The sequence below is a fragment of the Paraburkholderia phymatum STM815 genome (genome assembly GCF_000020045.1).
Lineage (GTDB): Bacteria > Pseudomonadota > Gammaproteobacteria > Burkholderiales > Burkholderiaceae > Paraburkholderia > Paraburkholderia phymatum.
This window is the reverse complement of sequence record NC_010623.1, coordinates 1,133,615-1,154,159: the sequence shown is the minus strand read 5'-3', so window position 1 is coordinate 1,154,159 and position 20,545 is coordinate 1,133,615. Positions and strand designations below refer to the sequence as shown.

Below are 20,545 nucleotides of genomic sequence, written 5' to 3'. Positions count from 1 at the left end.
TGACGGTGGATTACAGGCCCAGTTCCGACAACCCCGGATGATCGTCCGGACGACGGCCCAGCGGCCAGCGATACAGACGCTCGTCCTCGCGGATCGGCTTGTCGTTGATGCTCGCGTGGCGATACGCCATCAAGCCGTTTTCGTCGAATTCCCAGTTCTCGTTACCGTACGAACGAAACCAGTTGCCTGAATCGTCCCGCCACTCATAAGCGAAGCGCACCGCGATGCGGTTGTCCGTGAACGCCCAAAGTTCCTTGATCAGCCGATAGTCCAGTTCCTTCGCCCACTTGCGTTGAAGGAACGTGACGATCTCGGCGCGTCCCGTCGGGAACTCTGAGCGGTTGCGCCATTTGCTCTGCGGCGTATACGCCAGCGACACGCGCTCAGGCTCGCGCGTATTCCATGCATCTTCGGCGGCACGGACTTTCTGCAGCGCTGTCTCGCGCGTGAACGGCGGGACGGGAGGACGTCTTTCGATATCGGCCATGATGGTTCCTCGTTGAATTGCGTCAGGTGGACGCTCGCCGGTTCGACGAGCGGGTGTTTGCACTTGCGGAATCGAGCAGCGGACCGGCTGCGGCACGCGCGTCGAGGGCGGCATCTGCATCGCCGCTGACAAGCGCGACGCCGATCGCGCCGTCGATCAGGATCAGCCACTGGCGCGACAGCCGCGCCGCGCGCCGCGCATCGCCGCCTGCCGCGGCAATGTATTCGTCGCACTGCGTGCGCACGAATTCGAGCAGTCGCTCCTTGTGTTCCCGCGCGACGACGCGGATCGGGTCGTCAGGCGACGCAATCTCGCCTGCGGCGTTGAGAAACGCGCAGCCATGAAAGTCGTCCGATAGAAACCATTCGCGCAGCACGTCGAACATCGCGAGCAGACGCGCGCGCGGACTCTTGCCACGGCGCAGCGTTCCGTCGATGAACCATTTCATCCAGCGTTCGTCGCGCCGTTCGAGCGCAGCCGCCACCAGCGCATCCTTCGATTCGAAATGCGTGTAGAAGCTTTTGCGCGCAGTGCCCGATTGCCGGACGATCGCATCGACGCCAGTAGCATGGATGCCGCCCGCGTAAATCAGCACTTCCGCTGCGTCGAGCAGGCGCTCGCGCGCGCTGCCTGGTGTGTCGTCAAGGTTACCCATGCGAGAAGGGTAGAACGATCATTCTCATTCGTCAAGTGCTGGTCCGCTTCGCATCGTCTGCCGGTTCGGCGTGGCATGCTTTATCGTGTCGGAAATTCGTTCAACAGGATGAGTGTCATGAGCATCGTTTTTCGCCGTGCCGTTTCTGCCGCCGCGCTCGCCGCAGCGCTGACGGGGTGCACGCCGCTGCAGGTCGTCACGCATACGGTCACGCAGACGGAGGCGCGCGTGCCCGTCGGCCAGTACAAGCTGGATCCGCATCACACCAGCGTCATATTTAACGTCGATCACTTGAAATACACGCGCTTCACGATGCGCTTCGATCGCGTGGCGGGTGAGATCGACTGGAAGGAAGGCGGGCTGGACAAGAGCCAGGTCACGGTGACGATCGACGCGGCGAGCATCGACACGAATGTCCCGCTACTGGACAAGATGGTAAAGGGAGCGGACATGCTCGATGTGGAGCGCAATCCGCAAATCCGCTTCGTCACCACGCGCTTCGAACGCACGGGCGACGCGCGCGGCAAGTTGACGGGCGATCTGACGATCCGCGGTGTGACGCAAGCGGTCACGCTCGATGTCACGTTCAATGGCTACGGCCGCGATCCGCTGACCAAAGCCGATACGCTCGGCTTTTCAGCGGACGGGCAGTTCAGCCGCTCGAAGTTCGGTCTGACGACGTGGTATCCCGCTGTGGGCGATGACATTCGCGTCGTCATTCAGGCAGAGGCAGCGAGGCCGCCTGCAAGTTGAGATTGCTGCGCAGCGCTCTCAGACGGTCCAGTCGAGAATCACTTTGCCGCTTTCGCCAGACAGCATTGTGGCAAAGGCCTTTTCATAATCGTCGACGGCGAAACGGTGCGTGAGAATCGGCGAAAGATCCAGTCCGCTTTGCAGCATCGCGACCATCTTGTACCAGGTTTCAAACATCTCGCGTCCATAAATGCCCTTGATTTCAAGGCCCTTGAAGATCACCTGCGTCCAGTCGATGGCCGTCTGCGCGGGCGGAATGCCGAGCAGCGCGATCTTGCCGCCGTGGTTCATTGCTTCCAGCATCGAAGTGAACGCGCTCGGCACGCCCGACATTTCAAGGCCCACGTCGAAGCCTTCCGTCATGTGCAGATCCCTCATTACGTCGCGCAACGTTTCCCGCGACACGTTTACCGCACGCGTTGCGCCCATCTTGCGGGCGAGTTCGAGGCGATAATCATTGACGTCGGTGATCACGACGTTACGCGCGCCCACGTGTTTCGCGATCGCGACGGCCATGATGCCGATCGGTCCCGCACCCGTGATCAATACGTCTTCGCCGACCAGATTGAACGACAGCGCCGTGTGCGTCGCGTTGCCGAACGGGTCGAAGATCGCGGCGAGATCGTCGGAGATTTCCGGCGGAATCTTGAACGCGTTGAACGCGGGAATCACGAGGTATTCGGCGAAGGCGCCTTCGCGATTCACACCGACGCCGACCGTGTTGCGACACAAATGCCTGCGCCCCGCGCGACAGTTGCGACAGAATCCACACGTGATATGCCCTTCGCCTGACACGCGGTCGCCGATCGAAAAGCCGCGTACTTCCTGACCCATTTCAACGATTTCACCCACGTATTCATGTCCGACGTGCATCGGCACGGGAATCGTTTTCTGCGCCCAGTCGTCCCACTTCCAGATATGAATGTCTGTGCCGCAGATCGCCGTGCGCGTGATGCGGATCATCACGTCGTTATGACCCACTTCGGGCTTTTTCACGCGGGTGAGCGTGAGGCCCGGTGCGCGTTCGAGCTTTGCCAGTGCTTTCATTGAAGTCGATACCCCGTTTCAGATGACGCCAAGCGAACGGCCGACGCGTGCAAAGGCGTCGACGGCACGATCGATCTGCTCAGCCGTGTGCGCGGCGCTCATCTGGGTGCGGATGCGCGCTCGGCCTTTCGGCACGACGGGATATGAAAAACCGATCACATACACGCCTTCCTTCAGCAGCGCGTCCGCCATGTTGGTTGCGAGCTGCGCATCGCCGAGCATCACGGGAATGATCGGGTGCTCGCCGGGTACGAGCGTGAAACCGTGCGCGCTCATGGCCTGACGGAAATGCGCGCCGTTTGCACGCACGCGTTCGCGCAACTGCCGCCCTTCGTCGCTTGCAAGCAGCTCGAGCACTGTCAGCGATGCAGCCGCGATGCTCGGTGTAAGCGTGTTGGAAAACAGATAGGGACGCGAGCGCTGACGCAGCAGATCGACGATCTCCTGACGCGCCGCGACGTAGCCGCCCGATGCGCCGCCGAGCGCCTTGCCGAGCGTGCCCGTAACGATGTCGACACGTTCGAGCACGCCGCAACGTTCGGGCGTGCCGCGTCCGTGTTCACCGATAAAGCCGACCGCGTGCGAATCGTCGACCATCACGAGCGCGCCGTAGCGGTCCGCGAGATCGCAGATGCCCGCGAGGTCCGCGATGATGCCGTCCATCGAAAAGACACCGTCCGTCGCGATCAGCCTGAATCGCGCGCCTGCTGCATCCGCCTCCCGCAGCTTTGCTTCGAGGTCGGCAAGATCATTGTTCTTGTAGCGGTAACGCTTCGCTTTCGAAAGCCGCACGCCGTCGATGATGCTGGCGTGATTCAGTTCGTCGCTGATGATGGCGTCGTTCTCATCGAGCAGCGATTCGAACAGGCCGCCGTTCGCGTCGAAGCAACTGGAGTAAAGAATGCAATCGTCCGTCTTCAGGAACGCGGATAGCGCGCGCTCGAGTTCCTTGTGCACTGTCTGCGTGCCGCAAATGAAGCGCACCGACGCCATGCCGAAACCGTCCTTGTCGAGCCCTTCTTTTGCGGAGGCAATCAGGCGGGCGTCGTTCGCGAGACCCAGGTAATTGTTCGCGCAAAAGTTGAGGACGTCCGCACCGCTCTCCAGCTGGATATCGGACGATTGCTGGCTCGCGATCACGCGTTCGGTCTTATAAAAACCATCGGCGCGAATCTGTTCGAGCGTGCTGCGCAGATGCGCGAGGAATGGGTCACGCATGAAAACGGCTCCTTGAATGACGGCTTTGCAGCGCACCATGCGGCGCGGCAGCCTGTTATAGTCGGCTCAGGTTTAATCGGAAATTTTCGTTTTTTCGAACTAAAGTTCGATATGTCGAACAACTCTAATCGATAGGTCAGTAAATGGCAAGTTCGGGAATGCGCAAGGGTTCGTCGGGTACGTCCGTGACGGCGGCTCAGTCTGCTTCAGTGCCACCGCGTGTCGGCGAGCAGATTCAGCGGTTGCGCAATGAACGCAAGATGACGCTCGATGATCTGTCGCGCGCGGCGGGAGTGTCGAAATCGATGTTGTCAGAGATCGAGCGCGACAAGGCGAATCCGACGATCGCCGTCGCGTGGCGGCTGACGAACGCGTTGGGTGTGAGCCTCGATTCGCTGTTCGCGCCGCAGAAGGCGCCTGATCCGATCGCCGTGTCCGGCCCGCATGAGATTCCGACGTTGAACGGCCACGAAGCGCGATATCAATTGCGGGTATGGGGACCGATCGAACTGGCGGGCAAATTCGAATGGTACGAACTGACGTTGCAGCCGGGCGGGGCATTGGTGTCCAGCGCGCACGAGCCTGGGACACGTGAACATCTGACGGTGTTGAACGGAGTCATCGATATCGACGCGGCGGGTACGACGAAGCGTCTAAAGGCCGCCGACACGGCTCGCTACGTCGCCGACGAGCCGCATGCGATTCGTAACGCGGGCAAAGGAGAAGCGAAAGCGCTGTTGGTCGTGATTCACGGCTAAACCGGATCGCCATCCTCCGGCGCCGTGGTTGCAGCCATTACTGTATGTTTGTACAGTATACGCAGTCCGACGGAGTCGAAGAATGAATAAGCTAAACAACGAACTGGATCTTGCCGCGCTGCGCTTCAAGTCCGCCGCCCGCGACCTCGAACACATCGTACGGCATATCGCAGCGCGGTACATCGTGCAGCAAGTACCTCTTACGTGGCGGCTTCTGCATGCGATCGAAGCTGAAGCGCTCGCAGATCTGGGTTTTGCCAGCCGACACGATGGCTTCATGCTCGGGCTGTTTCAACGGCCCGACGACCTCCAGTTTCCCGAGACCGACGACGCCGTCGACTTCAGTCGATCGAACGCGTTGCCAGCAGTATTCGCGTTCGCGGTCGCGGCTTACGAGGAAGCTAAGAAGGCTAACGCCGTCGCTGTGAAGGGGCGGGGCGCCGATCGCGAAAACGGTGCAGGACGTGCTTGGCGCGGCTAGCGGAATGCCTGCGGTTGCCTCGTGCGTTCCGGCGAGCGGCGCGAGTTTATGCGCGTAAAGTCGGCGCGGCGCCGATCGTCGACCGACTACAATCACTTTTGCGCAACTAACGGAAAAACAGACTATGGGCTCGACCGATCGTGTTGGCTCTGCTGGTTCGTCGCCGGCTATCGCTGAAGCCGATCTGTTCGAACGTGAGCGTCAGGACTGGCTGATCGATCCACGCGCCGCGTTCGATGCATGGCTTGCCGGACAACACTTCCGCAACTCTTCAGCAGAAGTCTATCGCGCGCAATGGGGCCTTTTTCTCGAGTGGCTGCAGGCGCGCCAGAAGAATCTTGTGACCGTCGATATGCGCGCGATTGCAGAGTTCGTCGCTGGTTTGTCGATACGAAAACCGCAGCGCGCCCGTTATTTGCGATTGATCGAGCGCGTGCTCGATCATGTGCGCGAAATCGAACTGGCGTCGACCAATCCCGCGCGGTTCATCGCTCAGGATGGCGAAGCGGAGTGGCGCAATGCACGCGACAACGAGCCAACCGGATTCCTCAGCGTCGGGGAACGGTCGGCTTTGATCGACTATCTTTTTTCGCCCGTGACTAATTTGTCGGCAGCACAACGCTGGCGCGAGCGTCGCGATCGGGCGTTGATTGCCGTATTTCTCGGCGGAGGCATCAAGACGGGGGAGGCGCGAACGCTTTCGGTGAGTTGCATGACATCGGGCTCGCCGTGGGTCGTCATTGAGGCGGCAAATCCGTTGTTTACACGCAGGACGCGTCTCGCGCCCTTTGCCGTATCCGTACTCGGCGCGTGGCTCGATGAGCGAAAACAGGCCGAACTACCTGGCGAACTGGTTTTTCCCGCTTCGCCGTCTGGACGTCCCATGCATAAGGCAACGATGCTCCGGGCCGTCGACGCGCTGGTCGATGCAGCCGGGTTCGGACAATCGCGCGAAGCCAGGGCAAGCCCGCACACATTGCGCAACTCTTTTGCCGCCGATTTGTTCGAGAGAGGCGTAGAAGTGGAAGTCGTCGGACAGTGGCTTGGATTTGCGCAGGCTGTTTCCGCGAATCGACTGCATCGCGCGTGGAAAACCTGGAGTGAGCACGAAAAATTCGATAGTGACATTCGACTCGCAGAAGCGTCGGAGCCATCTGAAGATCACGATGGCGCGCGGAACGACGGTTAGACGACTCCTGTAAACCTTCACCTGTGTGGTCCCGTATACGCTCACCGTCGAACGCATACGGAAGACTGCGGCTCAACTCCGATCACGATAAAGTCGAGGTTTGCGCGGTGGACATAAAGCGCGTCACCGCCTCCAGCCGGGAATCGCCGGTTCCCGAAGTGTGCTCGCATTCCGGACAAAGCAATTCGTAGTGGTGATCCACCTGAGAGAGTTCCGGCTCACCCTCCGCGCACTTGGGACACTGCGCCGGCAAGGAAACGTGACCGTCGACAGCCGTGCCTATCGACGCGAGTTCCTCCGGGCTCAAACGTCCGGCGCCGGCCAGTTGACAGATCAACTGCGCAACGGCGGGATCGATACCTTGCTGCGCTCGCAGTGCAGTCATCTGTCGGGTAAGAAGGTCGAGTTCATCGGACTGTTCGCGTAATTGCCCTTCGAGCCGGTCGCCGCGGGCTTTCGCTGCGGCCAGTTGCTGAATGAAATCAAATTCTTTCCGGCTCGCATCCCGGACACCCGCCTGGTAGGTTGCGGCCATCGCTCGCAACGAATCCAGTTCGACGAGCATCGGTTTGACGCGACGTTCTGCTTCCGCTACCGCATCCTTGATCTGTTGTGCGTAGTGTTCCGCGTTCTGGCGCATCTCACTGTGCAGGGCATCGAGCCGGTCGCGTAAGCCTGCGTTAGTCGATTGCTCCGCATGCAGGCGCTCACGCAACGATTCATTGTCGGCCTCCAGCCGACGCACGGTGGCCTTCAATCCCTCCTGATTGACCGATTCGCTGGTGCTGACAGAAGCGAGTTGAGTCTCAAGAACGCGTACGCGTTCCCAAGCCGCATCCGCGCGGGCTTCGCTACGCTGTATCGCTTCCTCTGAAATTTCCTTTCGAATCTGGCCTTCTTGGGAATTGCGTTCAACGGCTGCCCGCAGCGCCTGGATTTCCTGCCGCTCTTCGTACAGAGAGGCTCGGGCTTGTGCTAGTGCGTCTTCGAATAAAGCACCCAGCAGTTCACCTGCTCGCTCTTCCAGTGCTTTGGGAATAGCGCCTGCGCCGACCCGCACGCGCGACGCCGACCGAATGCGTTCCCAAAAGCTGTCGATGTCCTTAGGGATGTCGCTCGCGCTACCCGTTTGAGTGAGATCGCGTACCGCCGCCATCGACGGACGGATGCCGAGGTCGAAGAACAGACGCTTGCATGCGTGCAACGACAGTTCCTGTCGACGGGCGCCTTTCGCACGCATCGTATCGAGTTCTTTTCGGATGGCCTGACGTTCGTCGTCCAGATTCATTCTTGCCTCGGATCTACGGTAACCGGAAGAATCATAACAATTTACGTAGCACCCGATACAATTTTCAAGTTTGCGTGCGATTTGCATGCAATGAAAGGCGAAAGCGTGCTGAATTGGTCATACGGCATGGCGAGTTGCGTGCGGGGCCGTGAAACAAATCGAAGAACGCGCTCTAAACCATTGTTAACGAAAACAATTTCGTGTTCCATCGGTGTTTTGGCACTGTTTCACGCGTCGAGGCGACTAGCCAAGAGGTGTGTTGGTGGAATTTTGCGAGGCTCACGGGGTGCCTTGTTGAGAGTAATAAAAGTAAACACCTTTGAACCTTGGTTAAAAACGTTAACGCCTGGCGAAACCCATACGCTATAAGGCTCTGCCGGCGGTCAGGTGAAGCTTTTCGGGAAAGATGGTGAGCTTTGGCGGGACGACCGAGTGATGGTGTTCGGGGAGATCGGTGAGCAGGCTCGGGAAACATCGTGAGTGGGTTCAGGAGTGCGTCGATTTGCGGCATCGATGACAGGTGAGCATTTTCGGGACTCCGGGAGCGTATATGGCTTGTATACGCTGACTGGAGCGGCCTTGGGTCAGTTAACGCGGGCGAGCGCGAAGTGAGCGGGTTCAGGAGCAGCGACCGACGGGGTTTAAGGCTGTTTTTCGCCACCGGCTGAGCGCTTGGTGAGATATAACGGGAGGAAAACGGATCCGAAGGTGAGGCTTTTCGGGTTACGAGAGCCGTTTCTGCACCATTCGGCCAGAAATAATCCTTAAAGGTGAGGCTTTACGGGAGATGGTTGCTGCCCTTCTCGTGAAAAAAACCCTGTTCATGACATTTTTGGGCTTCAGGTGAGGGGATTCGGGGGTGGCAGTGTGACGCATATCCCGGGCCAGAAACGACCGCGGAAAGTGCGAAGGTGAGATTTTGCAGGAGCTCGATGTTGCCGTTTCTGCGCGAAAGGTGAGTAAATGCAGGACGTTGTTGTGCAGAAATCGCCTGCGATCCAAGACAGGCTAGGCTAAGGGAATCATTCGATCACGAATCGGTTTTTGCAATGGTGAGGATATCCGGGACGCTGAGCTGCACAAAAATCGCGCACGGATTCACCCACGAGTCGCCGGGAAGGTGAGCGTTTTCGGGAAACTTCGTATTCTGCTTGATTGATTGTGCTCTGTTGTTATCCGCTAAGTCATTATTTTTCATGACTTTTTGTTCGTTTGCAGTTCAAAGGTGAGGATATCCGGGACCAGTTTTCCGACGCCACGACAGCTTTATGGTGAGGATATGCGGGAGCAAATCTGTCGCGTTGAATGTCCCCAATCGGGTCGGAGTCGCGCCAGCCGTTGGCTCGAGACAGGGCTAAGGTGAGGAAATTCGGGAGTCTTTCGCGCTGTCCTCCAAGTGACTAGCAGCCACGGGGCGGTCAGTCCCGATCGATTTCCGTTTTTTCGGAAGCCCGTGCGTAAGGCCGCCTCTTTTCGGTGCGTGAATACGTCGTCAGAAGACGGCAGCGCGGCCCACGGTGGCTCCGACATCCGGCGGCCGACCTCATCGCATATCACGAGTGTCGTTGCGGGCAATTTTGCCGCGTGACCGGCGAGAACAGCCGCCTTCAACGCCTGTTCTGGATTTGCTGACGCATGAATCAGGGAGGTTCGAGTCGCGTCGTGTATTTGCGACTACCCGTCGGTGAGCATCTTCGGGAAGCCAATAAGGAGCGGCGCAGAAGCGGAAATTCGCGTGGTCTGGGTTTCGCTTAGGACCATCAAGGCATACGCTAGGTGCCTCCTGCCTCGATAGGTGAGCGTTTTCGGGATCGGCTCCTGGTGAGGTCGTCGTCGCGGCTGGATTTCACCCCAAGTAGGTGAGACGAATGCTATAGACGCGCATCACCGCAGCCGGTATCCTTTCGCCAAATCTCTTCTCGACTCGACGCATGGCCACGAAGCGCGCGAAAAAAACCGATGTGGTGAGCCCCAGCTCCGCCGAATTGCGCAAAGCCGTCGAGGCGATTGCGATTCAGCCGAAAAGCGGCAAGATCACGCTGCTCACCCGCAAGCTGTTCAACGTCTTGCTGACGGTCGCGCAGCAGGCGGACGAAGCGGGCGACACGTATCGTGCGCTGCTGTCCGACATCGTCGCCAACTCCGCGTTCGATTCGAACGATACCGCCCTCGTCAAGGAGCACTTGCGTCGCATGGTCTCCGTGCAGGTCGAGTGGAGTCAGGGATCGTCGAGTCAGAAGCCCGGCCGCAAGTGGGGCATCTCAACGCTGATCGCCGATGCCGAAATTCTCGAAGATCCGGCTACGCGGCGTGTCTGGGTCGAGTTTTCGTTCGCGCCCAAGATCAAGAAGAAGCTGCTCGACCCCGTACAGTACGCACGCTTGAGTCTGCAGTTCCAAAGTCAGTTGCGCAGCAGCGCGGGGCTCGCGCTGTACGAGATCTGTGTGCGTTATCTGACCAATCCGAGTCATCTGACGATGCGCGAGGCATGGGAATGGTGGCGACCCATCCTGTCGGGCACGCCCGATACGGAAGCCGGCGATGAAGCCAAGCGCGAGTACAAGTATTTCAAGCGCGACTATCTGCGTCCCGCAATCGCGGAAGTGAATGCCGTCACCAATATCTTCGTTGAGCTGATCGAGCACCGCGAAGGCCGTCGGGTTGCCGAAATACAGTTCCGCGTAACCGAACGCAAGCAGCCGATGCTCGCGCTCGACGAGCATCCAAATGTGTTTGACAGTACGTTGGTCGACCGTATGGTGAAGATCGGCATTCCGCTGAAGGAGGCGCAGACGCTTTACGCTGACAGTGAGGAAAACCGGATTCGTGCGGCCTTGCAAATGACGGAACAGCGGATGCGCAGCACGACGCTGCCGCCGGTGCGCAGCGCGCCCGCGCTCTTCAAGGATGCGCTGAAGAAGGGCTATGCGCCGCCTGTCGAGGCATTGCCCTCGACGCCCGCTGGCAAGGCACTGGCGGGAGCCCCCGCCGACGACGCGAAGGCCCGGCTACTGGGCGAGTACATGGCATATCGGCGCAAGGAAGCGCAGGCATTGTACGAAGAACAGGGCGAAGGGGAGCGCGAGGTGGCGCGGCACTCATTCGAGGAAGACGAATTGCCGGGTCTCGGCGCCCACATGCGTGACGATTGGCGCCGGCGCGGCCTCGAGTCGAAGCTGACGGAAACCGCATTCTTCGATTGGCTCGCGCGCAAGACCTGGGGCGAGCCGACGGACGGCGATCTGCTCGCGTTCACGCTGAGTCAATCGCGAGCTGCCTGATTTCGATGAAGCGCGCCGCAACTGGCGCGCCATTTTTCTGCTCCTCAGGACGGATCGGACAGCATCTGCTCGATCTGCCTGAGAATTTCATCGCGTTTCTCACGCGACAAGCCACGCAGCTTTAGTTCGAGGCGATCGTCGCCATATGACTTCAAGTCGCCCACGGACACGCCCCCCAGCTTGATATCGAGCCGCTGGGCGTAACGCTGCCGTCCCGCCGGCTTGGCGCTTTCCTGCGCCGTCGCCCTTCCCTTCACGATGTCCGCGACCTGACGGGTGCTCAAATCATCGGAAAGAATTTTGTTAATGAGGCGCAGCGTGGATTCGGTGCCGCGCGCTGCGTGATAGCGGCCAACCTGATACGCCATATTCGAGCCGAATCGATCCGCGCGAGCGACCATCTCCTGCATCACGGTCTCGGGAAGTTTCGCAATGGACAGCGCAACCGCAATGGTCGACTCATCGAGACCGAGATGCTCGGCGAGTTCCTTCTGGCTCTGGAAGTGTTTTTCATCCAGGAAGCGGCGCCACACGACGGCGTTATCGAACACCGTCTGCGAATCGCGCTGAACGTTGAGGTCGTAGCCCAGCTTGTAGCTCTGAATCCCGATCGGTAGATCGACGACGAGCGCCTTCACAGTCTCCTTGTTGGCTTCTTTCAACGCGCGAACGCGTCTGCCACCGTCGCTGACAAAGTAGCTGCCCGGATTGTCGTAATCCGGGATGACATGGATGGCCTGTTGCTGGCCTTGCTTCGCGAGATTGACTGCGAGTTCGGCAATCGACGACTTGACGTAGAAGTAGCGTGGGTTGAACGGACTCGGTTTGATCGCCTTCAGAGGCAGTTCGATGATTTGCCCCGGACGATAGCCGTGTTCAGCACGCCAGGTGCGGTACTCAATAGTCTCGTTTGCCGCGTCCACGTGCTCTGCGTCGTTAGGCAAGGACGCCGCCGCAGCGGGGCTCTTGAATGCGGCGATGTTCGCGTTCTGCAGCGGATTTTGCACCAAGCCGTCGATCGCATTGAGCCGGTCAAGTGCCGTACGCTTTTCGCTACTAGTCGAATCAGGGCGAGCCTGGAAGCCTTTGGCAAATTGGGACGGTTTCATTCAGGTACCTTTATGCGCATAAAGTCAGGGAAGCAGGGCGGCGATTTCGTCGGCGCATGCGCGGATTTCGAGGCTGGCGAGCTTCGCACCCCGATCGTTCATCTGCAGGACCGTCTGCCCGAGCGCCATTGCCTGTTTGTATGCCTCGCGCGTGGGAATCTGGGTGCGCAGAAGCGGGAAGCCAAGCTCTTCTAACGCGCGTTTTAGTTCGCGCGTCAGCATCCGCTTCTCTTCGGTCTTGTTGAGGAGAAAGACAGCACGCAGATCCTCATTCATGACCTGCGCCTGCTGGACCAGCTTGACGAGACCAACGCTCGACCAGTAGTCCGCCGGCGAAGAGGACGTCGGGATGACCGCGACGGTCGCAGCGAGGAGTACGACGCCCGACACCTTCTCAGTGATCGACGGCGGGCAGTCGACGACGATCAGATCGTAGTCGGCGACGAACTTCTTGATTTCGCGATGAATCTGCGCCCCGGCCTCGGAGAGATTGACCACCGGAAATGGAATGCCGGAGTCGCTATCCGAGGCTGCGCTCGCCCAATGAATGAGAGTGTTTTGGCCGTCAGCATCGACGACGAGAACGCGCTTGCCGCGCTCATGGAAGGCCGCGCCGAGGTGCATCGCAATTGTGCTCTTACCGACCCCGCCCTTCTGTTGTGTCACTGCGATGATTTCTGCTGCCAATGTTCACCTCCTCTTTTTGGACGCCGCTGAATTTTACCTTGATGATTTTCTAATTCAAACATTTTTGGCCGGATGCAACGGTTATAGGCCGTTTGCACATGGCTTTATGCGCATAAAGTGGGTGCATCGGCGAGGACGGAGCAGGGAAAGCAACCGATGGTTCTTAGCATCAAGATACCGGCGCGCCGGGGAGATGCGTCGGGATGGAGGGACTACCTCGGACGACGTATCACTCAGCGTTCGAAGTGCGGTGCACTCAAGGTGAAGTCGGACGAGGCACAAAGTAGATGAGCTGACGCCTCATGCGGAGCTAACGCGCAGGTAGACCATCGAGATCGCCGGCTTATTTATGCGCATAAACTGTGCTGCGCGCGAACATCGGCGCCGAAACGATGCAACCGGGCCGGATGACGGTGTCGCAGGAGAAGGGACATCGCAGGGTTATGTACCGGATCGAACGCAAGGCGTGGCCGCGGTCATGTGCGGGATGCAGGATCATCACAAGGACGAACACGAGCCGTATTCCCGATACAACACCGGCCCGTCGCAGCCGCTAAAATCCGACCGACCCACCTTCTGACATAGAGATCACTGACATGATCACCATTTATCACAACCCGCGCTGTTCGAAATCTCGCAGCGCGTGCGAGCTCATCGGCGACGTCTACAACCCGTCGAATGAACCTGTAGAGATCGTCGAGTACCTTCGTACGCCGCTATCTGTGGCACAACTCAAGGAGTTGAACCGGATGCTCGGCAGCCCCGTCCGCGAAATGATCCGCGACTCCGAGCCGATCTACAAGGAACTGGGGCTTGCAGACACCTCGTTGACCGACGATCAGCTATACGAAGCGGTGGCCACGCATCCGATCCTGCTTCAACGTCCGATCGTCGTACGCAACGGGCGCGCCGTCATCGGTCGGCCGCCGGAGAATGTTAATGCGCTGTTTGCCGATCAGGCGAAATAGAGCAACGCGCGCGACAACGGGTAACCGTCACGCGCGCACTATCAAACGGGCGCTCAAGCCTTCGCGTCGAGCACCGCTTCCTTCGTCACGATCTTCGTCGGAATGATGCGAAGCTCAGTGAACGCATCGGCGATCTTTTGCTGTTCAGCCAGCACACCCGCATCGATCGGCTTGTAGACATGAGCATAGTGTCGCAGGCCCGCTTCGATGACATTCGCGTCGAGCCCCTGAATCGGCGCGAGCTGTGCCGCCGCCTCTGCGTAGTGTCCACGAACCCACGCGCCTTCCTTCCCGACTTCGGTAACGACGGCATCGAGCAGCCCCCGGTTTTGCTGCGCGAAAGAGCGCGCGCTGAGAAAGAACTGGTGGTGATTGACGATGCCCGTACCGTCGGTCAAAAGTCTCGCGTTCGATTGCCGCTTTGCTGCTTCGAGGAACGGATCCCAAATGGCCCATGCATCGATTGCCCCGCGCTCGAACGCCGCCCGCGCATCGGCGGGCGGCAGAAAAACGGGCTGAATATCGGGGTAGCTCACGCCGGCTTTCTGTAACGCGGCGACGAGAAACCAATGAACGTCGGAGCCCTTGTTAAACGCTACGCGCTTCCCCTTCAGGTCCGCAACGGATTGAATCGGTGCGTCGCGATGGACAAGAATGCCTTCGGCTTGCGGCGTTGGAATTTCATACGCGGTGTACACGAAATTGGCGCCAGCGGCTTGCGCGATGACGGGAGGCGCCTCCCCAACGTAACCGAAGTCGACCGAACCGACATTCAGTCCTTCAAGCAACTGCGGACCAGCAGGAAATTCCGTCCATTTCACACTGACGCCCTGAGCGGCGAAGCGCTTTTCGAGCGTTCCATGTGCCTTCAAAAGCACCAGTGTGCTTGCGGCCTTTTGATATCCGATGCGAATTTCTTTTGCACGGCTATCGGCGAATGAAGAAAACGCGGTCGAGGCCAGGAGTGCGCCGGTTCCTGCCAGGAAGGTTCGGCGTGTGAACATGCGATGTTGAGACATAGACGGGTGCGATATAGCGAGAACGGACGCAACGTGGACCGATTGCGCTCAACGATAAGCCGGCCACAAACCGCCACGAACCGATAAATTCGCATAAGCAAATCACTGCATCAGCGCTCGATTTGATTCGATGCGCTGGCAGGATTTGACGCAGGGCTGACCTATCCGGCCACGTTGGCCTGCCTACACTTCGGACAATCGTCGATTCCGGAGACCCGGCATGCTCGAACTCAGACCGTCATGTGAAGGATGCGGCCAGGCGTTGCCACCGAACGCCAACGATGCAATGATCTGCAGCTTTGAATGTACGTTTTGTAAGAACTGTGCGCTCACTGTTTTGCATAATGTGTGTCCCAACTGCGGAGGAAACTTCCAACATCGGCCGATCCGTCCAGCCGCGATGCTCGGAAAGCACCCAGCGTCTTCTGAACGACATGCCGTGGGCGTCGACGAACTTGCACACGCTGCCTACCTCGCGCGTTACCGCGACACACCGCCATCCGACCGCTAGACGAGACAAAGGGCGCATCAAGCGCCCTTTGTCGCAGACCGCATGCTCAGCTCTTACCGCCGCCGTCCAGTCCACTACCCGTGCGCCAAACCTGTTTTCCGCGCTCGGAGAGTTGGCCGCAACTGTGCGTTTCGTCTGCCTGCGTGCCTTCTACAGCCATCTCGCCTCCGGGCTGTTCCAGCGAGCGTGGCTTGCGCCGCTTCCGCAAGGCAAACGCTTCGTCGTGCGATTTACCCGAATGGTCCAAGCTCATGATCAATTCCTCCCGATCGGTTGGTAGCGGTTCTCGCCCTGCGAGCGACAGCCATAAGGCGACTCCCAACAGTTCGAAAATTCGCTTTTCCACAAGTTCAACCTGACACTGCACTGGCAGGTCGTATCGCGCGTAGCCCGATAATGCGCTTGATTGATAAGGCAAAGATTCCACCTATCCACAGGGTTATCCAGAAAATCTGTGGATAACTTTGCCGGCCCCCGAGTTTTCCACCGGCCGTCAGAAAAGCGACATATCGGGGCCGAAATCAGCATTCCGACGCCGCGCGTCGACCGTTATGATTCACACGTCGCACCCCCTTTTCGCGCTATTGCGCCAACCGAGGAAGACATGGCCTATCACATTGCAGTCGTCGTCGGCAGCTTGCGCCGCGACTCGACCAACCGCCAGTTGGCGAAGGCGTTGATTTCACTCTCGCCTTCAGATTTTTCCTTCGAACTTCTCGACATCGGCTCTCTCCCGCTTTATAGCCAGGACTACGACGACGACTTCCCGGAAGTCGCTCGGAACTTCAAGCAACGAATCCAAGCTGCGAACGGGTTGCTTTTCGTGACCCCCGAATACAACCGGTCGATGCCCGGCGTGCTGAAAAACGCGCTCGATTGGGGTTCGCGCCCTTGGGGCCACAGTGTCTGGGGTGGCAAACCCGGCGCCGTGATCGGTACGTCGCCCGGCGCGACGGGCACTGCACTCGCGCAACAGCATCTGCGCAACGTGCTGGCCTATCTAGACGTCGCGACGCTCGGCCAGCCTGAGATGTTCATCAAGCATACGGCCGGCCAGATCGACGAGACCGGCAATATTACGAACGACGACACGCGCAAATTCCTGCAGAAGTTCGTCGATCGTTATGTGGAATGGGTGAAGCGGCACGTCGGCTAAACGCCGAGGTCGATACCCAAAGCGGCGCCCCATGTCAGGCGCCGCCTCGCCAGCCGAAGCTAGCGCTGATGATGCGGGTGCCCTGTCACCCGATCCCATCCATGCCGCACGGCGGCCTTGAACCGCTCCCAGCTGCCCACGCCCGGCGACCGCTCGCGCTCCCACTCCTGTTGCACTTCGGGCTCGACGTCGTCCCACGACTTGTCCTGATAGCGAATCTCGCGAGCCATCGCCGCGCCATAGTGATACGCCGGCACGTACTCGTCGTAGCGCAAGCCCTCGTGCGCGTATTCCGCGTCGTAGTGGCTGCGGAAATCCTCTTCGTATTCGAGAAATTCGTCTGGCACCTGTTGCGGCGCTGCTTGCGCGGGCGCGGCGGTGTCGGGCGTCATCACGGCGCCTGAACCCGCGATGCCCGCTGACGCGATTGCCGCAGCGGCAGGCGCGTCCGCCGCGCTTGTCGCCCGCCGGCTGGCGTCAGTGGGCACGCCATAGTTCGGCACGGCGGATGCCGGCCGGTCTACATCGTCCTCGCGTGCAGTCGACAAATCCGGCACATCCGGACGCATCACCGCACCCGCGCCCGGCGCGCTGGCGGCGGCCAGCGCTTCCGCAGACGTCTCGTCGACGGGCGGCACGCCATGTAGCGCATCCAGGCGTGCGCGCTTGCGGGCCTCCTCTTCGGCAAGGAGCGCGTCGCTCGACGCTTGCGCCGCGGCGGGCGTCGCCGCTGGCGTGCCGATGCCGAGTTCATCCAACACCGAGTGCTCGCGACTCGTTTCGGCCCGCGCCTCAGCGGCGCGCGCGTCAGCGTCCGGCGCACGCTCGCTCACTTCGAGCGCGCCCAGGCGGTTCAGCGTGTTGCGCGCAAGCTCCGCATGCGACTCGCTCGCGGCATTCACGGCCACGAGTACGGCGCCGCGCCGCACGGCTTCCGTGTAGCGCTCGGCTTCGGGTGCCGTCGGGCCTGACGTCGTGAACAGGCTCGAAAGGAATCGTTCGATATTGGCGATGACGCCGGGCGAATGCGTGGCGGCTGCGTCGGCGGGTGTCTCGGGATTCGCCTGCAACTCGACGTCGCTGGATGCGAAGCCGGTCTGCACGAGCGCGTTGCGTGCGTTTTGCGCCTGCGCGTAGGTGTCGAAAAGACCAATCACGGTGTGTCGCATGTCTGTCTCCATTGCATTCTGGGCGAATGCGGCGGCGCGCCGCCGCACTCCCGATGCATAGCAAGCCGCAACGTTCGTGCCGGGTTGCGCATCCACTGGCTGGCGCGAAAGTCCGGAAACGGCCAATGCGCGGCGGCTTCGAAGCGCCGCGTGGGCCTGCACGCCAACGGTGTGGCGCGTTTTACAAATGGCTGGTAATCCCCGCCAACGTTCGCTCAACCAGCGGGATGAGCGGGCGGGTGCGCGAGATCGCGCTGCAATGCCTGCAGGAATTTGTCGAGCAGCGCGATATCGAACGGCTTCGACAACACGCGTGCGTCGACGTGGCGTGCGCGCTCCAGTTCTTCCGCATAGCCGGTGACGAGAATCACCGGGAGCTTCGTTTCGAATGCCTGCACGCGCTCCGCCAGATCGATGCCGTTCAGCTTGCCCGGCATGTGGATGTCGGAAATCACAAGGTCGAATGGTAAGGGCTCGCCCGTATCCTTCTGCCTTGCATGCGCGGCCTCGAAACGTTCCATCGCCGCATCTGCGTTGAACGCGCAGGTGACCTCGTGCCCCATCATCTGCAGCAGCGCTTCCGTGCCGGCAGCGACCTCGTCGTTGTCCTCGACGAGCAGAATGCGCAAGCCATGCGGCACGCCCGCTTCTTCGGCGACGGGTTCGGCGGGCCGCTCGGCTTCCGGCGCGTGTGTCGCGCGCGGCAGATAGAGCCGCACGGTAGTGCCCGCGCCGATCGCACTGTCGATCGCGGCGAGGCCGCCCGAGCGCTCGCAGAAGGCGAATACTTGCGGCAGGCCGAGACCCGTGCCCATGCCCTTCGGCTTGGTCGTGAAGAGCGGTTCGAATGCGCGCGACAGCACTTCCGGCGGCATTCCTACGCCCGTGTCTTCCAGCGAGAGCTGCACGAAGTCGCCGGTGATCGGGAAGCCGTCTTCGTGTCGAAAGCTCACGTTGTTCGCGCGCACCGTGTAGCGGCCGCCGTTCGGCATCGCGTCGCGTGCGTTGACGGCGATGTTGATCAGCGCAAGCTCCAGTTCCGCGACGTCGACCTGCATCGGCCACAGGCCCGAACCAACGTCCATCACGAGCGCGACCTTCGCGCCGAGCGAAGCACGCAGCAGATCGCGGCAGCCGGGCAGCCAGCGTTCGACGTCGAGCGTTTCGTTGCGCAGAGGCTGCTTGCGCGCTACGCCAAGCAACTGCCGCGTCAGCGACTGCCCGCTCTTGAGCGCGCGCTCGACGGCGGACAACTCGCGATCGAACGACGCCGCGCCCCGGCGCCGCACGATCTGCACATTAGCCGAGACGATCATCAGCAGGTTGTTGAAGTCGTGCGCGACGCTGCCGACGAGATTGCCGAGCGCTTCCATCTTGCGCGACTGCCGGTACGCGGATTCGATCGAGCGCCGCATCGACGCTTCCGCCTGCCAGCGCTCCCACGCCTCCTCTTCGGCGCCGAGGCGCTTGAGCGACACCCAGATCACGCACCACAGCACGATGGATGGCACGAACGTCGACAGGATCAGCACGCTCAGATGGCGATACCACGCGGCCCAGATCGCCGACGTTCGATAACCTACGGCCACGTAAGCGGGATACGAACCGACGCGGCGGAAGGCGACGATCAGGCTGGCGCCGTCGGCGGTCGAGCGCACCCGAACGACGCCCGCGCGGCGGCTTTCGGCGAGCGCTTCGGTGTAGGCGTTGCGGCGCACGGGCTCTTCGACCTTCGACGTCGGACCGACGGGATAGCGCGCCAGAACGGCGGCGTCGGAGCGTGTGAGGGCCATCGTCATCGGCGAATCGTTGCCGCCGAGCAGCTCACGATAGAACGCCGCGAAGTAGCTGGGTCGTAACGCCACCGACACTACGCCGGCAAACGCGCCATCGTCAGCGCGCCGCGCGACGCCCGTGTTGAACACGATCTCGCCCGCGACATGGCCGACCATCACTTTCGATACCTGTTCAAGCACCTGGCCGTCGCGAATGCCGACAAAATCTTCGCGCTGGTCGATCGACACCGCAGGCGCCGGGAAGAACCGGCTGCTGGCGAGCAACGCGCCGTCGTGGCCGAAGATCGAGACGGCTGCGACTTGCGGATAGCCGCCGCCCATCGTCTGAAGCTTTTCGTGGATCGCGGCTTCGCGCTCGCGAATGCCGTTGTCGTCCAGGCCTTGCACGAGATCGACCACGCGCGCGTCGAGCGACTCGTTCATGTCGAACACCTTCAGCGCGTGCTCTTCGGCGACGCGCACGGTGCGCAGCGTCGCGTCGGTCGCGTCGGCTTCGCGCGTGCGCAGGTCGCTAAACGCCATCGCCGCGACGAACACGCACGGCACCACGACGGCCGCGACGAGCAACGCGATCAGTGTCATGCGGCGAACGGCGAAATTCTGTTCGGGTACCGCGGGAAAGAGCGCTTGGTCGGGCCGTGCGCCGGCCGCGCGCCCGTCGGGAGCGTTCGCGTCGATGGAACTGGACCGGTCAGCTGTCATGGCGCACGCCGCGCAGGCGGCCGGTAAGAAGAGAGTGAGCTCTTATCATAGGTTCAGCGCGCGCTTTGCTCGCGCGCAATGCAAAAAAAGGAAGCGCCGCGTCCGCAACTGCGCGGGCTCGGCGCTTTAGTCATACGACTTTGCGAATCAGCGACGAATCCGGAAGCGCAAACGTACACAAAAGGATAAGTGCGATCATTCTTCTGACGAATGCTTACGTTTCGACTCAATTCCGCCAGAAACGAGTTAAATTCGTTCGATGAATGCTTTC

The 20,545-nt window shown here is 60.5% G+C and carries 20 protein-coding genes; 8 read left to right on the top strand and 12 right to left on the bottom strand.

What is annotated here, in order from left to right; translation table 11 throughout:
- Positions 1–10: 10 nt before the first annotated feature.
- Together BPHY_RS20955 and BPHY_RS20950 are read right to left on the bottom strand one after the other, a co-directional pair.
- A complete protein-coding gene (locus tag BPHY_RS20955) occupies positions 11–487 on the bottom strand; it encodes a nuclear transport factor 2 family protein (RefSeq protein ID WP_012403457.1) in 477 nt (158 codons plus the stop codon).
- A gap of 22 nt (positions 488–509) precedes the next feature.
- Positions 510–1,142, bottom strand: a complete 633-nt coding sequence (locus tag BPHY_RS20950) for a TetR/AcrR family transcriptional regulator (RefSeq protein WP_012403456.1) — start codon at positions 1,140–1,142, stop codon at positions 510–512.
- Positions 1,143–1,259: 117 nt separating this feature from the next.
- Between BPHY_RS20950 and BPHY_RS20945 the strand changes: the two genes are divergently transcribed.
- Positions 1,260–1,895 carry a YceI family protein gene (locus tag BPHY_RS20945; RefSeq protein WP_012403455.1) on the top strand — a complete coding sequence of 212 codons (636 nt, stop codon included), beginning with the start codon at positions 1,260–1,262 and terminating at the stop codon, positions 1,893–1,895.
- Between the two features lie 18 nt (positions 1,896–1,913).
- On the opposite strand, the gene tdh is transcribed toward BPHY_RS20945, so the two are convergent.
- Positions 1,914–2,942: an L-threonine 3-dehydrogenase gene (tdh, locus tag BPHY_RS20940; protein WP_012403454.1), complete on the bottom strand. Its 1,029-nt coding sequence runs from the start codon at positions 2,940–2,942 to the stop codon at positions 1,914–1,916.
- Between the two features lie 18 nt (positions 2,943–2,960).
- The gene (locus BPHY_RS20935; RefSeq protein ID WP_012403453.1) at positions 2,961–4,160 is read right to left on the bottom strand and encodes a glycine C-acetyltransferase; all 1,200 of its coding nucleotides are present in this window, start codon (positions 4,158–4,160) and stop codon (positions 2,961–2,963) included.
- 143 nt (positions 4,161–4,303) lie between these two features.
- Here BPHY_RS20935 and BPHY_RS20930 point away from each other — a divergent pair, with 143 nt between their 5' ends.
- The 3 genes from BPHY_RS20930 to BPHY_RS20920 all read left to right on the top strand — a co-directional run bounded on the left by BPHY_RS20930 (position 4,304) and on the right by BPHY_RS20920 (position 6,588).
- Positions 4,304–4,918 carry a helix-turn-helix domain-containing protein gene (locus tag BPHY_RS20930; protein WP_012403452.1) on the top strand — a complete coding sequence of 205 codons (615 nt, stop codon included), beginning with the start codon at positions 4,304–4,306 and terminating at the stop codon, positions 4,916–4,918.
- A gap of 82 nt (positions 4,919–5,000) precedes the next feature.
- Entirely contained in the window at positions 5,001–5,399 is a 399-nt protein-coding gene (locus BPHY_RS20925; RefSeq protein WP_012403451.1) for a DUF2471 family protein, read from the top strand.
- Positions 5,400–5,523: 124 nt separating this feature from the next.
- Complete coding sequence (locus tag BPHY_RS20920; protein WP_012403450.1) at positions 5,524–6,588, top strand: tyrosine-type recombinase/integrase; 1,065 nt, start codon at positions 5,524–5,526, stop codon at positions 6,586–6,588.
- A gap of 82 nt (positions 6,589–6,670) precedes the next feature.
- Here BPHY_RS20920 and BPHY_RS20915 read toward each other — a convergent pair whose 3' ends face one another.
- Positions 6,671–7,876: a DNA-binding protein gene (locus BPHY_RS20915; protein WP_012403449.1), complete on the bottom strand. Its 1,206-nt coding sequence runs from the start codon at positions 7,874–7,876 to the stop codon at positions 6,671–6,673.
- A gap of 1,030 nt (positions 7,877–8,906) precedes the next feature.
- Positions 8,907–9,074 (bottom strand): hypothetical protein, encoded by a 168-nt coding sequence (locus BPHY_RS41830; RefSeq protein ID WP_157686657.1) that lies wholly within the window; start codon positions 9,072–9,074, stop codon positions 8,907–8,909.
- Between the two features lie 733 nt (positions 9,075–9,807).
- Between BPHY_RS41830 and BPHY_RS20910 the strand changes: the two genes are divergently transcribed.
- Complete coding sequence (locus tag BPHY_RS20910; RefSeq protein ID WP_012403447.1) at positions 9,808–11,157, top strand: replication initiation protein; 1,350 nt, start codon at positions 9,808–9,810, stop codon at positions 11,155–11,157.
- A gap of 44 nt (positions 11,158–11,201) precedes the next feature.
- Here BPHY_RS20910 and BPHY_RS20905 read toward each other — a convergent pair whose 3' ends face one another.
- Both BPHY_RS20905 and parA read right to left on the bottom strand, forming a co-directional pair.
- Positions 11,202–12,266, bottom strand: coding sequence for a ParB/RepB/Spo0J family partition protein (locus BPHY_RS20905; RefSeq protein WP_012403446.1), 1,065 nt, complete (start codon positions 12,264–12,266; stop codon positions 11,202–11,204).
- A 24-nt stretch (positions 12,267–12,290) separates the two neighbouring features.
- On the bottom strand, positions 12,291–12,953 hold the full coding sequence (gene parA / locus BPHY_RS20900; protein WP_012403445.1) for a ParA family partition ATPase: 663 nt from the start codon (positions 12,951–12,953) through the stop codon (positions 12,291–12,293).
- A 596-nt stretch (positions 12,954–13,549) separates the two neighbouring features.
- On the opposite strand from parA, the gene arsC reads away from it, so the two are divergent.
- Positions 13,550–13,921, top strand: coding sequence for an arsenate reductase (glutaredoxin) (arsC, locus tag BPHY_RS20895; RefSeq protein WP_012403444.1), 372 nt, complete (start codon positions 13,550–13,552; stop codon positions 13,919–13,921).
- Between the two features lie 53 nt (positions 13,922–13,974).
- Here arsC and BPHY_RS20890 read toward each other — a convergent pair whose 3' ends face one another.
- Positions 13,975–14,940, bottom strand: coding sequence for a sulfonate ABC transporter substrate-binding protein (locus tag BPHY_RS20890; RefSeq protein ID WP_012403443.1), 966 nt, complete (start codon positions 14,938–14,940; stop codon positions 13,975–13,977).
- A 220-nt stretch (positions 14,941–15,160) separates the two neighbouring features.
- Here BPHY_RS20890 and BPHY_RS39675 point away from each other — a divergent pair, with 220 nt between their 5' ends.
- On the top strand, positions 15,161–15,451 hold the full coding sequence (locus BPHY_RS39675; RefSeq protein WP_012403442.1) for a DUF1272 domain-containing protein: 291 nt from the start codon (positions 15,161–15,163) through the stop codon (positions 15,449–15,451).
- Positions 15,452–15,497: 46 nt separating this feature from the next.
- On the opposite strand, the gene BPHY_RS20885 is transcribed toward BPHY_RS39675, so the two are convergent.
- The gene (locus tag BPHY_RS20885) at positions 15,498–15,704 is read right to left on the bottom strand and encodes a hypothetical protein (RefSeq protein ID WP_041765221.1); all 207 of its coding nucleotides are present in this window, start codon (positions 15,702–15,704) and stop codon (positions 15,498–15,500) included.
- Positions 15,705–16,055: 351 nt separating this feature from the next.
- Between BPHY_RS20885 and BPHY_RS20880 the strand changes: the two genes are divergently transcribed.
- Complete coding sequence (locus tag BPHY_RS20880; protein WP_012403440.1) at positions 16,056–16,607, top strand: NADPH-dependent FMN reductase; 552 nt, start codon at positions 16,056–16,058, stop codon at positions 16,605–16,607.
- Positions 16,608–16,666: 59 nt separating this feature from the next.
- Here the strand turns inward: BPHY_RS20880 and BPHY_RS20875 are convergent, their stop codons facing one another.
- Both BPHY_RS20875 and BPHY_RS20870 read right to left on the bottom strand, forming a co-directional pair.
- Positions 16,667–17,776, bottom strand: a complete 1,110-nt coding sequence (locus BPHY_RS20875; protein WP_012403439.1) for a hypothetical protein — start codon at positions 17,774–17,776, stop codon at positions 16,667–16,669.
- A 215-nt stretch (positions 17,777–17,991) separates the two neighbouring features.
- A complete protein-coding gene (locus BPHY_RS20870; RefSeq protein WP_012403438.1) occupies positions 17,992–20,274 on the bottom strand; it encodes a hybrid sensor histidine kinase/response regulator in 2,283 nt (760 codons plus the stop codon).
- Between the last annotated feature and the right edge of the window lie 271 nt (positions 20,275–20,545).